This window comes from Streptomyces sp. NPDC002057 (assembly GCF_040296665.1).
Lineage (GTDB): Bacteria > Actinomycetota > Actinomycetes > Streptomycetales > Streptomycetaceae > Streptomyces.
The window spans coordinates 24,579-42,500 of the sequence record NZ_JBEOXR010000044.1; the positions used below are offsets into that span (position 1 = coordinate 24,579).

General features: G+C 73.8%; 12 protein-coding genes. 3 read left to right on the forward strand and 9 right to left on the reverse strand.

Features of this window, described 5'->3' with window-relative positions; genetic code table 11:
- Nucleotides 1-72 precede the first annotated feature (72 nt).
- The 3 genes from ABT129_RS27830 (at nt 73) to ABT129_RS27840 (ending at nt 6,028) form a co-directional block, all read left to right on the forward strand.
- A complete protein-coding gene (locus ABT129_RS27830) occupies nt 73-2,724 on the forward strand; it encodes a lysylphosphatidylglycerol synthase domain-containing protein (RefSeq protein ID WP_502981938.1) in 2,652 nt (883 codons plus the stop codon).
- Between the two features lie 92 nt (nt 2,725-2,816).
- A complete protein-coding gene (locus ABT129_RS27835) occupies nt 2,817-4,391 on the forward strand; it encodes an alpha/beta hydrolase (protein WP_351907101.1) in 1,575 nt (524 codons plus the stop codon).
- 56 nt (nt 4,392-4,447) lie between these two features.
- Nucleotides 4,448-6,028, forward strand: a complete 1,581-nt coding sequence (locus ABT129_RS27840; protein ID WP_351907103.1) for an alpha/beta hydrolase — start codon at nt 4,448-4,450, stop codon at nt 6,026-6,028.
- Between the two features lie 66 nt (nt 6,029-6,094).
- Here ABT129_RS27840 and moeZ read toward each other — a convergent pair whose 3' ends face one another.
- From moeZ to ABT129_RS27885, 9 genes are all read right to left on the reverse strand, one after another.
- Nucleotides 6,095-7,273 (reverse strand): adenylyltransferase/sulfurtransferase MoeZ, encoded by a 1,179-nt coding sequence (gene moeZ / locus ABT129_RS27845; RefSeq protein WP_351907104.1) that lies wholly within the window; start codon nt 7,271-7,273, stop codon nt 6,095-6,097.
- Between the two features lie 63 nt (nt 7,274-7,336).
- Nucleotides 7,337-8,074 carry a spherulation-specific family 4 protein gene (locus tag ABT129_RS27850; protein ID WP_351907106.1) on the reverse strand — a complete coding sequence of 246 codons (738 nt, stop codon included), beginning with the start codon at nt 8,072-8,074 and terminating at the stop codon, nt 7,337-7,339.
- Nucleotides 8,062-9,033: an NAD-dependent epimerase/dehydratase family protein gene (locus ABT129_RS27855; protein WP_317878378.1), complete on the reverse strand. Its 972-nt coding sequence runs from the start codon at nt 9,031-9,033 to the stop codon at nt 8,062-8,064. Before ABT129_RS27855 ends, ABT129_RS27850 begins: the two co-directional genes overlap by 13 nt.
- 202 nt (nt 9,034-9,235) lie before the next feature.
- Nucleotides 9,236-10,594 (reverse strand): hypothetical protein, encoded by a 1,359-nt coding sequence (locus tag ABT129_RS27860; RefSeq protein ID WP_351907108.1) that lies wholly within the window; start codon nt 10,592-10,594, stop codon nt 9,236-9,238.
- The gene (locus ABT129_RS27865) at nt 10,587-12,287 is read right to left on the reverse strand and encodes a DUF3492 domain-containing protein (protein WP_351907110.1); all 1,701 of its coding nucleotides are present in this window, start codon (nt 12,285-12,287) and stop codon (nt 10,587-10,589) included. The genes ABT129_RS27860 and ABT129_RS27865 overlap by 8 nt, the downstream gene beginning before the upstream one ends.
- 190 nt (nt 12,288-12,477) lie before the next feature.
- A complete protein-coding gene (locus ABT129_RS27870; protein ID WP_351907112.1) occupies nt 12,478-14,109 on the reverse strand; it encodes a dipeptide ABC transporter ATP-binding protein in 1,632 nt (543 codons plus the stop codon).
- Complete coding sequence (locus tag ABT129_RS27875; protein ID WP_351907114.1) at nt 14,106-15,095, reverse strand: ABC transporter permease; 990 nt, start codon at nt 15,093-15,095, stop codon at nt 14,106-14,108. Before ABT129_RS27875 ends, ABT129_RS27870 begins: the two co-directional genes overlap by 4 nt.
- Nucleotides 15,092-16,069: an ABC transporter permease gene (locus ABT129_RS27880; RefSeq protein ID WP_351907116.1), complete on the reverse strand. Its 978-nt coding sequence runs from the start codon at nt 16,067-16,069 to the stop codon at nt 15,092-15,094. Before ABT129_RS27880 ends, ABT129_RS27875 begins: the two co-directional genes overlap by 4 nt.
- Complete coding sequence (locus ABT129_RS27885) at nt 16,066-17,796, reverse strand: ABC transporter substrate-binding protein (protein WP_351907118.1); 1,731 nt, start codon at nt 17,794-17,796, stop codon at nt 16,066-16,068. Before ABT129_RS27885 ends, ABT129_RS27880 begins: the two co-directional genes overlap by 4 nt.
- Nucleotides 17,797-17,922: the final 126 nt, after the last annotated feature.

A 17,922-nucleotide genomic window follows, 5' to 3' on the forward strand; every position in this document is an offset into this window, starting at 1 on the left:
GAGCACGTTCCAGACGGCGTACGAGCAGACGTACCGGCACGGGAACGACACGACGCGCATGCAGAGACGGACATGGTGATGGGGCAGGACACGCAGCCTCCGGAGGAGGCCCAGCCCGACGTGCCCGAGCGGGTCTCCGGCGACGAGCCGCTGCTCGCCGCCCGCGTCCACCGGCCCTCCGACCTGATGCGGCTGCTCGCCGGTCTGCTCGCCATCGGGCTCGTCATCGCCGTCGCCGCGTTCGCCCACGCGACGACCTCGGGCCTGGAGGAGGACATCAACAAGGGTGCCGTCGGCGCACCCGATGTCTTCGTCAAGATCGCCGGTCTCGTCTCCTCCATCGCCGTCCTGCTCGTCCCCGTCGCCTTCGCCATCGAACGCCTGATCAAACGGGACGGGCTGCGGATCGCGGACGGCGTCCTCGCCGCCGTCCTCGCCCACGGCGTCACCCTCGCCACCGACCTCTGGGTCGCCCAGGCCGCGCCCGGCACGATCCAGGACGCGCTGACCCAGCCGCAGTCCGGCGGCGGGCTGACCGACCCGGTGCACAACTACCTCGCCCCGGTCATCGCGTACATGACCGCCGTCGGCATGGCCCGCAGACCGCGCTGGCGGGTGTCGCTCTGGGTGGTGCTGCTGCTCGACGCCTTCACCATGCTGGTGGCGGGCTACACCACCGCGCTCTCGATCATCCTGACCGTCCTCATCGGCTGGACGGTGGCGTACGGCACGCTCTACGCGGTGGGCTCCCCCAACGTGCGGCCCACCGGCCAGACCCTCCTCGCCGGGCTGCGCCGGGTCGGCTTCCGGCCGGTGACGGCGCTGCGCGCCGAGGGCGTCCCCGACTCCGCGGACAGCGGGGACCGGGGCCGCCGGTACATCGTGACCCTGGAGGACGGGCCACCGCTCGACGTCACCGTCGTCGACCGGGAGCAGCAGGCGCACGGCTTCTTCTACCGCGCGTGGCGGCGGATCACCCTGCGGACGATCACCACCCGCCGCTCGATCGTCTCGCTGCGCCAAGCCCTGGAACAGGAGGCGCTCCTCGCGTACGCGGCGATCGCCGCCGGGGCGAACGCGCCGAAGCTGATCGCCACCTCGGAGCTCGGCCCGGACGCCGTGATGCTCGTGTACGAGCACATCGGCGGCCGGAGCCTGGACTCGCTGGACGACGACGACATCACCGACGAGCTGGTCCGCAGCGCCTTCCGGCAGGTGCGGGCGCTCCAGTCGCGCCGGATCGCGCACCGCAGGCTCACGGGCGACGCGATTCTGGTGGATCGTTCCGGCAGGGTGATCCTCACCGATCTGCGGGGCGGCGAGATCGCCGCCGGCGACCTGATCCTGCGGATGGACATCGCCCAGCTGCTCACCACCTTGGGTCTGCGGGTCGGGGCCGAGCGGGCGGTCGCCGCGGCCGTCGAGGTGCTCGGCCCGGACACGGTCGCCGACTGTCTGCCGCTGCTCCAGCCGATCGCGCTGAGCCGCTCCACGCGCGCGACGCTGCGAAGACTGGCCCGCGAGCGGTCGGCTCGCGAGCGGGAGGCGGTGCTCGCCGCGTCGGAGGCGGCCAAGCACGAGCGGGAGCTGGCGAAGGCCGAGGCCGCGGAGGCCGCCGCGGACCCGACCGTCGTCCGGGCGGAGACGAAGGCCGAGAAGAAGGCGGACAAGAAGGCCGAGAAACGGGCCCTCGACACGGCGCTCGACGAGGCCCGCGAGGAGGACCTGCTGGCCCAGATCCGCCAGCAGGTGCTGCTGATCCGTCCGCAGGCCCCCGTGGAGCCGGTCCGGCTTGAGCGGATCAAGCCGCGGACCCTGGTCAGCCTGATCGCGGGCGCGGTCGCCGCGTACTTCCTGCTGTCGCAGATCGCCCGGACGCCGCTGTCGACGATCAGCCAGGCGGACTGGCGGTGGGTGGCGGCCGCGGTGCTGTTCTCCGCGGTCAGCTATCTGGCGGCGGCGATGAGCCTGCTGGGCTTCGTGCCGGAGCGGGTCGGGTTCTGGCGGACGGTGGTGGCGCAGGTCGCCGGCTCGTTCGTGAAGATCGTCGCCCCGGCGGCGGTCGGCGGCGTCGCCCTCAACACCCGCTTCCTCCAGCGCGCGGGGGTCCGGCCGGGGCTCGCGGTGGCGAGCGTCGGCGCCTCCCAGCTCTTCGGCCTCGGCGCGCACATCCTGCTGCTGCTCGCCTTCGGCTACCTGACGGGCACGGAGAAGTCGCAGTCCTTCACACCGTCGAGGACGGTGATCGCCGGTCTGCTCACGGTCGCGGTGCTCGTGCTCGTGGTGACGGCGATCCCGTTCATGCGCAAGTTCGTGTCGACCCGGCTGCGCTCGCTCTTCGCGGGCGTGGTCCCGCGCATGCTGGACGTGCTCCAGCGGCCGATGAAGCTGCTGACCGGCATCGGCGGGATGCTGCTGCTCACCGGCGCGTTCGTGCTCTGTCTGGACGCCTCGATCCGGGCCTTCGGCCACGGCCACCAGTCGATCAGCTACGCGAGCGTGGCGGTGGTCTTCCTCGCGGGCAACGCCCTCGGCTCGGCGGCGCCGACGCCGGGCGGTGTCGGCGCGGTCGAGGGCGCGCTCACCTTCGGCCTGGTCGCGGTGGGCCTCCCCCTGGAGGTCGCGACCCCGGCGGTGCTCCTCTACCGCCTGCTGACGCTGTGGATCCCGGTGCTGCCGGGGTGGATCTGCTTCAACTGGCTGACGAAACGCGAAGCGCTGTAGGACGGGGCCGTGGGGCGGGGCGCCGGTGCCGGGCCCACCCACTTGGACCTCCGTCCCGCGCGGCGGCCGGGCCCGCGACCCACCATGGGCGTATGCCGATCTCCGCCGCCCAGCGCGCCGCTCTGCTGACCGCCACGACCGTGCTGCTCGCCGCCGGGTGCTCGGACGGGGGAGACGAGGCGGCGGCTCCGGCGACGCCGAGCGGTTCGGCCGCGCTCTCCACCCTGACGTCGCAGAAGCTGTCCTGGGCGCCGTGCCCGCCGCCGTCCGCCGCCGAGGGCGGCGGGGCCGCGCCCTCGCCGCTGCCCGGCGGCGCCGCCTGGGAGTGCTCCTTCCTCCAGGCCCCGCTGAACTGGGCGGTTCCGGAGGGCGAGACGATCGAGCTCGCGCTCATCCGGGCCCGCGCCCGCGACCGGGAGCGGCGGATCGGTTCGCTCGTCTTCAACTTCGGCGGGCCCGGCGGTTCCGGCGTCACCGGGCTGCCCGCCTTCGCCAACGAGTACGAGGGGCTGCGCGGCCGCTACGACCTGGTCTCCTTCGACCCGCGCGGGGTGGGCCGCAGCGACCCCGTCGAGTGCCTCGGCGACGAGGAGCTCGACGCCTACTACGCCCTGGACTTCACGCCCGACGACGAGGCGGAGGAACGGACCCTCTCGGACGCGCAGAAGAGGTACGCGGCCGGCTGCGAGAAGAACGCGGGTCCGTCGCTCCCGCACGTCGGCACCGAGAACGCGGCCCGGGACCTGGACCTGATGCGCCAGGTCCTCGGCGACGACAAGCTCCACTACTTCGGCATCTCGTACGGCACCGAACTCGGCGGCGTCTACGCCCACCAGTTCCCCTCGAACGTCGGCCGGGCCGTCTTCGACGCCGTCGTCGACCCGGACGCGGGCGTCGAGGAGGGCGCGCTCGGCCAGGCGAAGGGCTTCCAGCTCGCCCTCGACAACTTCGCCCAGGACTGTGTGGACCGGGGCGACGAGTGCACCCTGCCCGGGACGAGCGTCGCCGAGATCGAGTCCTTCATCACCGACCTCCTCGCCGCCCTCGACAAGAAGCCGATCGCGGGCATCGGCGAGCGCAAGCTCACCCAGACGCAGGCCACCAACGGCATCGCGCAGGCCCTGTACTCCAAGGAGTACTGGACCTATCTGGAGCAGGGGCTCGACGACGCCGACGGCGGCGACGGGGCGCTGCTCCTCAACCTCTCCGACTCGATGAACGGCCGCGGCCCGAACGGCTCCTACAGCAACATCCAGGCCGCCAACGCCGCCATCAACTGCGTGGACTTCAAGGAGCGCTACACCCTCGGCCAGGCGAAGGAGCGCCTCGGCCAGTTCCGCGAGGCCTCCCCCGTCTTCGGCGACTTCATGGGCTGGGCCCTCTCCAGCTGCTCGCAGTGGCCGGTGCCCGGCACCTGGGAGAACCCGGACGTCTCCGCGCCCGGCTCGGCGCCGATCCTGGTCGTCGGCAACACCGGCGACCCGGCCACCCCGTACGAGGGAGCGCGGTCGATGGTGGAGGCGCTCGGCCCGGGTGTCGGCGTGGAGCTGACGTACGAGGGCGAGGGCCACGGTGCCTACACCAGCGGCAGCGCGTGCGTGAAGAAGGCGGTCGACGGGTACCTCCTGGACGGCAGGGTCCCGGCCTCCGGCACGGTCTGCAAGTAGCCCCGTCCCGAGGCCCCTTTAGGATGGGCCGCCTTGCAGGCTCCTGGGGGGAACACATGTCCATACGTATCCGCGCGGCCGTCCTGGCCGTCACCGGCCTGCTCGTCGCGGGCTGTACGAGCGCCGGCGGCGGGGCGCCGTCCGCCACCCCCACCACGGCCCCGCCGCGCACCACCGACGCGAAGCCGTCGGACGGCGCGCCCGCCGCTCCCCCGCTGCCCGCCTCCCTGACGGGCCAGCGCCCCGACTGGAAGCGGTGCGCGGCCCCCGAGGGCGGCGAGAGGCCCGGTGCGGAGTGGCGCTGCGCCACCGTCAAGGTGCCGCTCGACCACGCGAAGCCCGAGGGCGCGACGATCCCGATCGCGCTGATCCGCAAGGAGGCCGGCCGGAAGGGCGACCGCATCGGCTCGCTGCTCTTCAACTTCGGCGGCCCCGGCGGCTCCGGCGTCGACATCCTGCCGCAGGTGGCGCAGGACTACGACACGCTCGGCACCCGCTACGACCTGGTGGGCTTCGACCCGCGCGGGGTGAGCCGCAGCTCCGGCGTGGTCTGCCGGAGCGACGCCGAACACGCCGCCGCCGAGGCGACCGTCGACCTCACCCCGGACTCGGCAGCCGAGGAGGCCACGTACCTCAAGGACAACGCCGACTTCGCCGCCGGCTGCGCCCGCCGCTCCGCCGCGCTCCTCCCGCACACCACGACCACCGCCACCGCCCGCGACCTGGACCTGATCCGGCAGGTCCTGGGGGACGCGAAGCTCCACTACTTCGGCATCTCGTACGGGACGCAGCTCGGCGGCACCTACGCCCACCTCTTCCCGAAGAACGTGGGCCGCCTCGTCCTCGACGCGGTCGTCGACCCGACCGCCGACACCGTCGGGCACGCCCGCCACCAGACGATCGGTTTCCAGCGGGCCCTGGACAACTACCTGAAGAGCAACGGCGAGGCGCCGAAGGCCGGCAGCGAGCGGATCGCGCGCCTGCTGCGGAAGCTCGACCGCGCGCCGCTGACCGTCGGCGAGCGGAAGCTCACCGAGGGCCTGGCGCTCACGGGCATCGCGGTGACGCTGTACGGCCAGTCCAACTGGCCCCTCCTGACCGAGGCCCTGGCGGACGCCGAGAAGGGTCGCGGCGGCGCCCTGCTCGAACTCGCCGACTACTACAACGACCGTGACGCCGAGGGCCACTACTCCACCCAGTCGCACTCCCAGCGGGCGATCTCCTGCGCCGACTCGAGCACGCGGGCGACCGCCGCGGAGGCGAAGGCGCTGATCCCGGAGTTCCGCCGGCTCTCCCCCGTGTTCGGCGCGTTCCTCGCCTGGGACACGGCCGGCTGGTGCGCCGAGTGGCCGGTGAAGGGCGAGCGGGCGACGCCGGAGGCGAGCGCCCCGGGCGCGGCGCCGATCCTGGTCGTCGGGACGACGGGCGACCCGGCGACCCCGTACGAGGGCGCGGAGAAGATGGCGAAGGAGCTCGGCGGGGGCGTCGGCGTGCTGGTCACCAACGAGGGCGAGGGCCACGGCGCGTACGGCACGTCGTCGTGCGTGACGGCGACGGTCGACGCGTACCTCCTGTCCGGCAAGGTCCCCGCGTACGGCAAGACCTGCTCCAGCGGGGCGGCCCGCAGCGGGGCATGAGAGGCGGCGGGGCATGAGAAGGGGCCCGGATCTCGTGTCGAGATCCGGGCCCCTTCGTTCGGCCGACTAGTAGACCGGCTTCTCGGGCTCGATCTGGTGGACCCAGCCGATCACGCCGCCGCCGACGTGGACCGCGTCCGCGAAGCCCGCGGACTTGAGCACCGCGAGGACCTCCGCACTGCGGACACCCGTCTTGCAGTGCAGGACGATCCGCTTGTCCTGCGGGAGGTCCTGGAGGGCGGTGCCCATCAGGAACTCGTTCTTCGGGATCAGACGCGCGCCCGGGATCGAGACGATCTCGTACTCGTTCGGCTCGCGGACGTCGATGATGTCGATGTTCTCGCCGTCGTCGATCCACTCCTTGAGCTGCTTCGGAGTGATCGTGGAGCCGAGCGCCGCCTCCTGGGCCTCCTCGGACACGACGCCGCAGAAGGCCTCGTAGTCGATGAGCTCGGTGACGGTGGGGTTCTCGCCGCAGACCGCGCAGCCGGGGTCCTTGCGGACCTTGACCTGGCGGTACTGCATCTCCAGGGCGTCGTAGATCATCAGGCGGCCGACCAGCGGGTCGCCCACGCCGGCGAGCACCTTGATGGCCTCGGTGACCTGGATGGAGCCGATGGACGCGCACAGCACGCCCAGGACGCCGCCCTCGGCGCAGGACGGGACCATGCCCGGCGGCGGGGGCTCCGGGTAGAGGCAGCGGTAGCAGGGGCCGTACTCGGACCAGAAGACGGACGCCTGGCCGTCGAAGCGGTAGATCGAGCCCCAGACGTACGGCTTGTTCAGCAGCACGCAGGCGTCGTTCACCAGGTAACGGGTGGCGAAGTTGTCCGTGCCGTCGACGATCAGGTCGTACTGACCGAAGATCTCCATCACGTTCTCGGCTTCGAGCCGCTCCTCGTGAAGGACCACGTTCACGTACGGGTTGATGCCGAGCACGCTGTCGCGCGCCGACGCCGCCTTGGAGCGGCCGATGTCGGCCTGGCTGTGGATGATCTGGCGCTGGAGGTTCGACTCGTCGACCTCGTCGAACTCCACGATGCCGAGCGTGCCCACGCCGGCGGCGGCCAGGTACATCAGCGCCGGCGAGCCGAGGCCACCGGCGCCGACACACAGCACCTTGGCGTTCTTCAGCCGCTTCTGCCCGTCCATCCCGACGTCCGGGATGATCAGGTGGCGGGAGTACCTGCGGACCTCGTCTACGGTGAGCTCGGCAGCCGGCTCGACCAGGGGTGGCAGCGACACGGGGACTCCGGTTGTCGGTATGTCAGTACGGTTGTTCTCCCCGTAACACTGCCACGCTCCTCCTCATTCCGAGACACCCGGTCCGATCCGCGAGACAATTTCGTCCCAGTAGCCGGGCAGCGAGTGGAATGCGGCGGTTTGTCCCGAGGCCCCCGTCCGGTCGGTGAAGAAGATCGTCCCGGCCCCCTGCCAGCGGGCGATCCGCAGCGCCTCCTCCAGGTGGGTGCGCGGCACTCCGTGCACGAGGTGGACGAACTTCGTCTCCGTGTACTCGGCGGTCCACTCCGCCACCTGCGACCAGCGGTAGTCCACCCAGGAGCCGGAGAACGTGACCAGCTGGTCGGCGGTCTCGGCGTACCCCGGGTGGGGGTGGGTGCCGTGGCCGAGGACGAGATGGGCCTCGCCGCCGAGGATCGCCTCCAGGGTCGCCGTGACCCGCCGCACCCCGGCCAGGTCCGCCCGGTCCGCGGGGCAGCGGTCCAGGTAGTAGCCGTCCACCTTGTACCAGTCGAGGAAGCGGTGGGCGTCCGTGACGAGCTCCCCGAACGGCCGGGAGCCGTGGGCCGCGTCCAGGTGCCCGAGGACCCGGACCCCGGCGCTGCGGAGCCTGCCCGCCGCCTCCAGGCAGTGCGGGTCGGGACGGCTGCCCGGCCCCTCCGCCACGTTGAGCACCGCCCAGTGCAGCGGGGTCCCGGGGCGGGTCAGCTCGCCCCACTCGACCGGGGCGAGCAGCGGGTGGGCGTAGCCGGGCACGCCCACCCCGAGCGCCTGGACCGCCCCGGTCGCCGTCAGATGCGACACGCCGCCTCCATCCAGATGTCGGCGAGGGACTCCTCCAGGTTGATCCGGGGCCGCCAGCCGAGCCGGTCGCGGGCGGTCCGGACGTCGGCCTGCTGCCAGGGTCCGCAGCCGTCGGGGTACGGGTAGGGGGCGGAGGCCAGCTGGTCGGCGATGGTCCCCTCGGTGCGGGGGGCGCCGATCATCGGGCGCTGCGGCATGCCGTGCGGGGCGTCCAGCTCGTGCAGGTTGCCGGAGTATCCGGCGACCCTGGCCAGGACGGCGGCGGCGTCGCGGAGCCGGACCGCGCGGCCGGTGCCGATGTTGACGACGCCCTGGGCGGCGGAGAGCGAGGCCGCGTGGACGGCCCGCGCGACGTCCCGGACGTCGACGAAGTCCCGCTGCACGCCGAGGCCGCTGAGCTTGAGCTCCCCGTCCCCGGCCTGCATGGCCCGGCGCATCGCCTCGGCGAGGCGGCCGAGCGGCGAGCCGGCGGGGGTGCCGGGGCCCACGGGCGAGAACACCCGGAGGACGACGGCGTCGAGCCCCGAGCCGAGGACCAGTTCGGTCGCCGCCAGCTTCGACACCCCGTACGGGCCGCCGGGGCGGGGGACGGCGTCCTCGGCGGTGGAGGAGCCGGGCTGGCTCGGCCCGTACTCCGAGGCGCAGCCGACCTGGACGAGCCGGGCGCCGCAGCCGCTGCGCCGCAGGGCCTCGCAGACCGTGGCGACGGCCACGGTGTTGTGCCGGGTCAGGTCGCGGGCGCCGCCGCGGGTGGCGCCCGCGCAGTTGACGACGACCCCGGGGTGGACGGCGTCGAGGAAGCGGGTCAGCGCTCCCGGGCTGCCGGAGGCGAGGTCGAAGCGCACGTCGGCGTCGTCGCCCCGGCCGAGCGCGGTGAGGTGGACGGCCGGGTCGGCGAGCAGCCGGTCGGCGACGAATCGGCCGATGAAGCCGTTGGCTCCGAGCAGTAGCACCCTCATCGCGCGGCCCCTTCGTGCCGACCGGCCGTTCCTTGGGGTTGCGGGGTCATGGTCTTCGAACTCCTTGCGGGGTGGTGGGAGAGGTGACGGGGCGCGCCCGCGGCGTCGGCTCCGCGGGTGCGAAGAGGTTTCCTGACGGGAGGCTCGGCGGGATGGGGGACGCTGCGGCCGCCCGGCCTCCGGCGGGGGTCGCGGCGGGTTCTCACGGGGTGGCGTGGGCCGAGGCCCGGGCGAGGGAGCCGGTCGCGTGGGCCAGCAGGCCGAGCGCGGCGGCGCCGCAGACGAGGGTGGGTACGGCTCCGGGGCCCCCGGCGTCGACGACGGCCCGCACGGGCACGGCGAGCGCGTCGAAGCCGGGGAGGGGGACTCGGGCGGCGAGGACGCTCGCGAGGGCGAGCGCCTCGGCGGCGCTGGCGGCGGCGAGGGCGGCGGCGGCCGTCTCGGGGAAGCCGTGGACGGTGAGGAGCCGGGCGAACAGCAGGAGGGCGCCGAGGGCCAGGGCCCCGGGGCTGAACCCGGTGAGCCCGAGCAGGGCGGTCAGGGCGAGGAGTTGGAGGGTCACGGTGCCGAGGAGCAGCGGCCGGGCGGCGGCGGCGAAGTCGGCGAGGCCCCGGCTGTCGGCGATCCGGCGGCGTGCCCGGTCGGCGAAGAGCCGGGCGCACCAGGCGGCGGGGGCGACGGCGAGGGCGAGGCCCAGGAGGGGGCCGGGGGTCAGCTCCCAGAGGCCGTCGGGGCCGCCGCCGAGCACCTGGGTCAGGAGTCCGTCGCCGCCGACCGCGTACGCCAGGAGCCAGAGGGTCCAGAGGCGGGCGGCGGGCACGCCCCGGCCTTCGGGGGCGCGGAAGGGGCCGCGCCGGACGGCGAACAGGAGCGCCCCGGCGAGCAGCAGGGCCCCGGTCGCGCCGACGGCGAGGCGCACGGGCCCGTGGGTGACGGCGAGCCCGATGCCGGTGAGGGCGGCGGCGGCGCCGGGGGTGAGGGCGGCGAGCAGCCACGCGTCGGTACGGAGTGCCGTGGACGCCGGTGCCGTGGCGGTGTCGGTGCCGCGGGGCACGCGGACGTACAGCTCCTCGGCCAGCGAGAAGACGTCCCGGTGCCGGAACCGTGCGGCGGTCCGGTCGGTGAATCCCTGGGCTTCGAGGCCGGCGGCGATCTCCAGCGGGTCGACGGCCCGTTCGCAGAGCTCCCGGTGACGGTGCATGAGGACTTTCACGGGGTCGGCGTTCCCGCGCCGGGCGCGGGGGGCGGGGGCGATCCGCTCCCGGTCGGCCGGGGGCCCGGCCGGGGCCGGTGCGGGTGCGACGGGGGCGGCGGTGGGGACCGGGGCGGTCGGCTCCCCCGCCGTCTCCGGTCGTGGGGGCATCGCGGCGGCCTCCCCCGGGGCCGGGGCTATCCCGGACGGTGGGGGGTCGGCGGTGTCGTCGGGGGTGCGGGGGTCGAGGCCCGTCACGGCGCGGGGGGCCGGTGCGGGGGCGCCGAGGAGGGCCTCGGAGCGGGCGTCCCAGGCGCCGGGGCTCGTCGGGGCGGCGGAGCCGGGCATGGGGGTGTCTCCTTCAGGCATCGGGGCCTCCTGTCCCGGCGGTCACGGCCTTCTGCGCCCAGCTGCCCGGCACGTGCGCCTCGGCGGGGTGGGCGAAGGGCACGCCGTCGCCGGGGCGGTGGCGCACCGGCGCGTGGGAGAGGAGTTCGAGGTAGATGCCGCGGAACGCGGCGAGGTTCTGTTCGACGGTGAAGAGTTCGAGCGCGCGGGCGCGGGCGGCGGCGCCCAGGCGGTGGCGGCGCTCGGGGTCGCACAGCAGCGCGAGGCAGGCGTCGGCGAGTGCCCGGGGGTTGCGCGGGGGGACGACGAGGCCGGTGCCGCCGATGATCTCGACGACCGCGCCGACGTCGGTGGAGACGGTGGCCCGGGCGCAGAGCATGGCTTCGACGAGACCGGCGGGGAAGCCCTCGACGACGCTGGAGAGGACGACGACCGCGCCGGAGGCGTAGGTGTCCTCCAGGGTGGGTGCCTCGGGGCCGCCGAGTTCCTCGAAGGTGACGGGGTTCTCGCCGACGGCGTGCGCCCCGGCGGCCTCGTCGGGGAAGAGCTGGGCGGCGAGGCCCTTGCAGTGGGCGAGGTAGGCGCCGGCTCCGGGTTCCCGTACGGGTACGGCGACGATCCTGAGCCGGGCGTCGGGCCGGCGGGCCCGGATCTCGGCGAAGGCGTGGAGCAGGGCGATGAGGTCCTTGGCGGGTTCGACGCGGCCGACCCAGACCAGGGTGGCGGGGTCGCCGCTCTCCTCGTCCTCGCCGACCTCGGCGAAGCGGTCGGCCGCCATGCCGGGGTGGACGGTCCGGATGCGGGCCCGGTCGGCGCCGCACTTCTCCTGCCAGCGGCGGGTGTGGGCGTTGCCGGGGGTGAGGAGCGCGGCCTGCCGGTAGACCTCGGCGGCGAGTCCGCCGTGCAGGGCGGCGAGCAGGGTGCGCAGGGGTGCGGAGCGGTCGGCGCCGGCGGCGGAGAGGTAGTGGGAGCGGAGCTGGACGCCGTACTCGGTGACGAGGAGAGGGGTACCGAAGAAGCGTTTGGCCAGCAGGCCGGGGAGCGCGGTGGTGCCTCCGGCGGCGGCGTGGCAGAGGTCGGCCGCGCCGAGGGCGTCCTCCGCGTACCAGTCGAGGGAGAGGGGGCGCAGGGCCCGCTCCAGGTGGTCGACGAAGGCGAGGTGGTCGGGGAGTCCGGCGGCGGCCGCGCCCCGGCGTGCGCCGGGCGCGCGGCAGGCGGATTCGAGGGTGCGGACGGCGTCGTCGGAGCGGAGCGCGCCGGGCAGTCCGCCGCGCTCGCGGGCGAGTTCGGCGAGGGCGTAGAGCCCGGTGGCGAAGGAGGGGCCGGAGGCGGGGGAGGGATCGGCGGCGGAGAGAGCCGAGGAGGAGGCGACGTCACCGGCGGCCGGCTCCGCGCACAGTCCCACGGCCAGCTGGTGGAGGGCCTCGGTGAAGCGGCGGCGCTCGCGGCGGCCGTAGGCGCGGCGGGCGGCGCGGTCGCCGAAGGCGCTCCGCTCGAGGAGGCTTCTGCCCGCCGGGGCGGCGTCGGGGCTCCACGGGTCCGCGGCGCGCGCGACGCGGGTGTTCGGGGGGAGCGGGCGCGGGGTGCCGGACCCGCCGAGGGCGTACAGGTCGAACTGGTGCTGCCCGAGTCCGCGTACGAGCCGGTCGCACCAGAGTCCGGACTCGCCGGTGGCGTACGGGTAGCCGCCCTCCGTGAGCAGTCCGATCCGCACGAGCGCACCCCCGTTCTCCCTTGACGCCGGTCACCGTCGGTCCGGCGACTCGCAGCGGGAAGAACGTAAGCGGAGATACCGGTGGAGCGACGGACGGTTGTCCGTCGCACCACCGGAAGGGGTGAATGCACGTAACTTTCCCACCCCGGTCGCGTTCTGTCGCGCTAAGCGGCAGAACGGTCACGGAGGGTCAAGCGGCGGCCAGCTCCTGGCGTCGCTCCCGGCGTTCGGCCGCGCGCACCGGATCGAGCGAGGGGACGGCGGCGAGCAGTTGCCGGGTGTACGCGTGCCGGGGCGCGCCGTACACCTCCTCGACCGTGCCCTGTTCGACGATCCGGCCGGCGCGCATGACGGCGACCCGGTCGCTGACCTGCCGGACGACCGCGAGGTCGTGGGCGATGAAGACGAGCCCGAGGCCCAGTTCGGCCTGGAGTTCGGCGAGCAGCGCGGTCACCTGGGCCTGGGTGGTGACGTCGAGCGCGGAGACGGGCTCGTCGCAGACGATCAGCCGGGGCTCGGCGGCGAGCGCGCGGGCGATGCCGACGCGCTGGCGCTGCCCGCCGCTGAACTCGTGCGGGTACGCCCCGTACCGGTCGGGGTCGAGCCCCACCCGGTCGAGCAGCTCCCGCACCCGGCCCCGTATCCGGGTCTCGTCGCGCTCCCCGGCCACGCGCAGGGGGTCGGCGATCGACTCGCCGACGGAGCGGCGCGGGTTGAGGGAGGCGACCGGGTCCTGGAAGACCATCTGGAGCTCGTGGCGGTAGGGGCGCAGTTCCCGCTCCGGGAGGGCGCCGATCTCCGTACCCCCGTAACGGAGTTCGCCGCCGGTCGGGTCGAGGAGCCGCACCAGCATGCGGCCGAGAGTGGTCTTGCCGCTGCCGGACTCGCCGACGACGCCGAGGGTCTCCCCCGCGTGGACGGTGAGGGAGGCTCCCTCGACGGCGGTCACGGCCCTCCCGCCGCGCCCGAACTCCCTGCGCAGCTCGCGCGCTTCGAGCAGCGGCTCGCCCTTGGCCAGGGGGGCGCGCACCGGGCCGTCGAGCCGGGGCACGGCGGCGAGCAGCCGGCGCGTGTACGGCTCCGACGGCGCGCCCAGCACCCCTTCCACGGGGCCGCGTTCGACCTCCCGGCCGCCTCGCATGACGAGTACCTCGTCGACGCTCTCGGCGGCGACGCCCACGTCGTGGGTGACGAGGAGCAGCGCGGTGCCCGTCTCGCGCCGCAGCTCGTGCAGCAGGTCGAGGATCTGGGCCTGCACGGTGACGTCGAGGGCGGTGGTGGGCTCGTCGGCGACGAGGAGCCGGGGGGCGCAGGCGAGGGCCATCGCGAGCAGGGCCCGCTGCCGCATGCCGCCGCTGAACTCGTGCGGGCGGGAGCGGGAGCGGCGGGCCGCGTCCGGGATGCCGACCCGGTCGAGGACCTCCACGGCGCGGGCGCGGGCGGCGCGCCGGGAGCCTCCGGCGTGGATGCGGTACACCTCGGCGATCTGGTCGCCGACGGCGTAGTACGGATCGAGGGCGGAGAGCGGGTCCTGGAAGACCATGGCGGCGACTCCGCCGCGCAGTCTCCGCAGCTCACCGGCCCCGGCGGCGGCGACGTCGACGCCGCCGACGCGTACGGTGCCGCCGACCTTCGCGCCGGTCCCCCGGTGGAGTCCGAGGAGGGCCGCGGCGACGGTGGACTTGCCGCTGCCGGACTCGCCGACGAGGGCGAGGGCGCGGCCCTCGTCGAGGGTGAAGGAGAGGCCGTCGACGGCGCGCACGGGCTCGCCCTCGCGGCTGAACTCGACGGTCAGGTCCCGTACTTCGACGATCGGGGTCACGTCAGGACCACCCTTCGGTCGGCGGCGGCGTAGAGCAGGTCCGCGAGGACGTTGGCGAGGACGACGAAGGTGCCCGTCACCATGACCACGCCCACCACGACGGGCAGGTCGATCGCGCGCACCCCGTCGATGAGGGTCTTGCCGAGCCCGGGGATGCCGAAGAGGGACTCGGTGAGGACGGCCCCGCCGAACATCGAGCCGAGGTCGACGGCGCTGATCGCGATGACCGGCGGGACGGCGCCGCGCAGCGCGTGGCGGGTGACGACGGACCGCTCCCCCACCCCGTAGGCGCGGAAGGTGCGGATGTGGTCCTCGGCGAGCGTCTCCAGGGTGGCGCTCCGGGTGAGCCGGGCGTACTTGGCGGATTCGAAGAGGCCGAGGGTGAGCCAGGGAAGGAGCAGGTTCCAGCCCCACTGCTCGGGGTTCTCGCCGAACGGCACGTAGCTGGGGAAGGGCAGCCACTGGAGGTAGGCGCAGACGGCCATGAGGAGCAGCAGGCCGAGGATGAAGACGGGGGTGCCGCTCCCGGCGAGGGTGAGCAGGGTCAGGATCCGCTCGGTGGGGCCGCCCCGGCGGAGCGCGGAGAGCACTCCGGTGCCGACGCCGACGACCAGCCAGACGGCCAGGGCACCCACGACGAGGGAGGCGGTGGCGGGGAGCCGTTCCAGGACGAGCTGGGTGACCTGCTGGTCGCTCTGGTAGGAGAGGCCGAGGCAGGGCGCGTCGCAGTGGACGAGGGAGGTGCCGGTGGAGTAGTCGCGGCCGGTGAACACGCCCTGGAGGAAGTGCAGGTACTGGGTGACCATGCTGTCGTTCAGGCCGAGCTGTTCGCGGACCTGGGCGATCTGCTGGGGGTTGCAGCGCTCTCCGCAGGCGAGCCGGGCGGGGTCGCCGGGGGCCAGGTAGAAGAGCGAGTACACGAGGACCGAGAGCGCCAGGAGGACGAGCACGGCACCCGCGAGCCGCTTGAGGACGAAGCGGGTCATCGGGAGGTCTCCTTACGGGTGCCCACGGCGAGCCGGCTCGCCTCGCGCGGGTCGAGGGCCGTGCGGACCGCGTCGCCGAGGACGGTGAAGGCGAGCACGGTGACGAAGAGCAGTCCGGCGGGCAGCAGGACGTACGCGGGGTCGGCCCGGAACCAGGTCTGGGCGCTCGACAGCATCTGTCCCCAGGACGGGGTGGGCGGGGTGACGCCCACGCCGAGGAAGGAGAGGGACGCCTCGACGACGATGTTGGTGGGGACGAGGATCGCCGCGTACGTGATGACGGGGGCGGCGAGGGAGGGCAGGAGTTCGCGCCGTGCGGTCCGCCACGGCCCCGAGCCCGCCAGGCGGGAGGCCGCGACGAAGTCGAGGCTTCTGAGGGTGAGGGTCTGGGCGCGGACGATCCGGGAGGTCCCGGCCCAGCCGAGGAAGCCGATGACGAGGATCAGCAGCAGGGGCCGGGGGAAGTCGCGCGGGACGACGGCGGTCAGCGCGACGGCGAGGACCAGCATCGGCAGGGCGACGAGCACGTCGGTGATCCGGCCGAGGACGCCGTCGATCCAGCGGCCGCCGAGCCCGGCGACGAGTCCGACGAGGACGCCGATGAGGATCTGGACGGCGGTGGCGCCGACGGCGACGAGGAGGGAGATCCGGGCGCCGTACAGGAGCCGGACGAACAGGTCGCGGCCGGTGCCGGGTTCGACGCCCAGCCAGTGGTCGGCGCTCGCGCCGCCGAAGGCGCCGTACGGGACGCCGCCGCGGGCCGAGTCGACGAGGTCGTCGTGGTACGTGTTCGGGTCCTGCCCCTCCAGGGCGGCGAGCAGCGGCGCGGCGAGGGCGAGGAGGACGAGCAGGAGGAGGACGGCGGCGGAGACGAGGGCGGCGGGGCGGGTGCGGAGCCGTCGCCACACCTGCCGGGCGGCGCCCGTGGCGGGGATGCCCGCCACGGGCGCCGTCGTGTCGATCGACGCGGTCACTTGACGGCGACCTGCGAGATGTCGAGGACGCCGGTCCAGTCGCTGATGACGACGTTCTTGATGTCCTTGCCGACGAGCCGCTTGTAGACCGGGTGGAAGAGGGGCACGTCGAGCGCCTGCTCGCCGATCTTCTTGTCGAGGGCGCCCCAGCGGGCGGCGGCGGCCTTGAGGTCGGTCAGCTTGTTGATCTCGTCGATCTCCTTGTTGACCGCGGGGTCGTTCAGCTGCGCGTGGTTGTAGTTGGAGCCGTTGGCGACGATCTGGCGTCCGTCGAAGATCGGCGCGAGGAACGGGCCGCCGGCCGGCCAGTCGGCGCCCCAGCGGGAGAGGAAGAAGCCGGGGGCGTCCTTGACGCTCCAGCGCTTCTCGTTGAAGGAGTTGGGCTCCTGCCCGTCGAGCTCGACGGTGATGCCGGCCTTGCCGAGGGCCTCCTGGACGGCGGTGGCGATCTCGGGGCTGGTGGCGCGGTTCTGGGCGGTGGAGTGCAGCAGGGTGATCTTGAGGCCGTTGGGGTGTCCGGCCTCCTTCAGGAGCTGCCTGGCCTTCTCCGGGTCGCCCGTCTTCCCGGCCGGGAAGTGGTCGTACGGCGTGAAGCCGAAGGCCTTCTGCTCGGGCAGGAAGGTGGTGGCGGGCTCGGCGAGCGAGGAGCCGCCGGCCGCGTTGACGACGCTGGTGCGGTTGATGGCGTACGAGATCGCCTGGCGCACCTTCGGGTTGTCGAAGGGCTTCACCTTGGGGTTGAAGGCGATGTAGTTGGTGAAGCCGAAGTGGCCGGTGCCGACGCGGGCGGCGAGGGCCTTGTCGGAGCCGACCTGCGCGAGTTCGGCCGGTCCGAGGTTGGTGTCGGTGGTGACGGCGGCGGAGTCGGCGCCGGAGGAGGTGGCGAGGCGCTGGTTGATGACGGCCTCGTCGAGCCCGGACCTGACGTCGATCCTGTCCGGGTAGGCCTTGCGCTCCTCGTCGGTCTTGGGGTCCCAGTGCTCGTTGCGCTCCAGGGTGAGGCGCTCGCCGTCGTTCTCGTTCTTGACGACCTTGTACGGGCCGGAGGAGACGGGGTGCTCCTCGTACTTCGCGCCGGTGTCCTTGGCCTTCGGGACGGGGGTGAACTGGGTCTGGGTGGCGACGAAGGGGAACTCGCCCTCGGGCTTCCTCAGCTTGAAGACGATCGTCCGGGCGTCGGGGGTGACGATGGAGGCGAGGCCCTTCTTGTCCTTGTAAGGGCCCTGGTAGGTGTCGCCGCCGACCAGCCAGTCACGCAGGTACGGGGCTCCGCCGGAGAGCTCGGCGGCGAAGGAGCGCTCGATGCCGTACTTGACGTCGGCGCTGGTGATGGGCGTGCCGTCCTCGAACTTCAGGCCCTCCTTCAGCGTGTACGTCCACTCCGTGGCGTCCTTGTTGGGACGGCCGATGTCGGTGGCGAGGTCGGGGACGACCTGGGTGCCGGGGGCGCCCGCCTCGCGGTTGCGGGTGGTGAGCGTGCGGAAGACGAGGGAGGGGACGTTGCCGCCGCCGGAGGTGTAGAGGCGGGCGGGGTCGAAGTCGGTCTGGGCCTCGGCGTTGAGGACGGTGAGCGTGCCGCCCTTCTGCGGGGTGCCCGCGGCCTTGCCGGAGGTGCCGCTCTTGGCGCCGGTGTCCTCGGGTCCGGCGCAGGCGACGGCGCCGGAGGCCAGGACGAGACTGACGGCGGCCGCTGCCACGCGGCGGGAAATGACGGACGATTGACGCATCGGAAAGAACCTCTCGAAGAACTGCGGGCACGGAAAGGGGAATTCCGCGCAGGCAGCGGCGATCGGCGCCGTCGATGAGGAATGGCCGAGATCGGGGATTCACAGAGAAAAGCCGCGCCTGCGGGA

Bases quoted from the DNA above. Each gene is read 5' to 3' on its own strand.
- ABT129_RS27830 (WP_502981938.1), top strand. From the start codon at position 73: ATGGTGATGGGGCAGGACACGCAGCCTCCGGAGGAGGCCCAGCCCGAC.
- ABT129_RS27835 (WP_351907101.1), top strand. From the start codon at position 2,817: ATGCCGATCTCCGCCGCCCAGCGCGCCGCTCTGCTGACCGCCACGACC.
- ABT129_RS27840 (WP_351907103.1), top strand. From the start codon at position 4,448: ATGTCCATACGTATCCGCGCGGCCGTCCTGGCCGTCACCGGCCTGCTC.
- ABT129_RS27855 (WP_317878378.1), bottom strand. From the start codon at position 9,033: ATGAGGGTGCTACTGCTCGGAGCCAACGGCTTCATCGGCCGATTCGTC.
- ABT129_RS27860 (WP_351907108.1), bottom strand. From the start codon at position 10,594: ATGCCTGAAGGAGACACCCCCATGCCCGGCTCCGCCGCCCCGACGAGC.
- ABT129_RS27875 (WP_351907114.1), bottom strand. From the start codon at position 15,095: ATGACCCGCTTCGTCCTCAAGCGGCTCGCGGGTGCCGTGCTCGTCCTC.
- ABT129_RS27885 (WP_351907118.1), bottom strand. From the start codon at position 17,796: ATGCGTCAATCGTCCGTCATTTCCCGCCGCGTGGCAGCGGCCGCCGTC.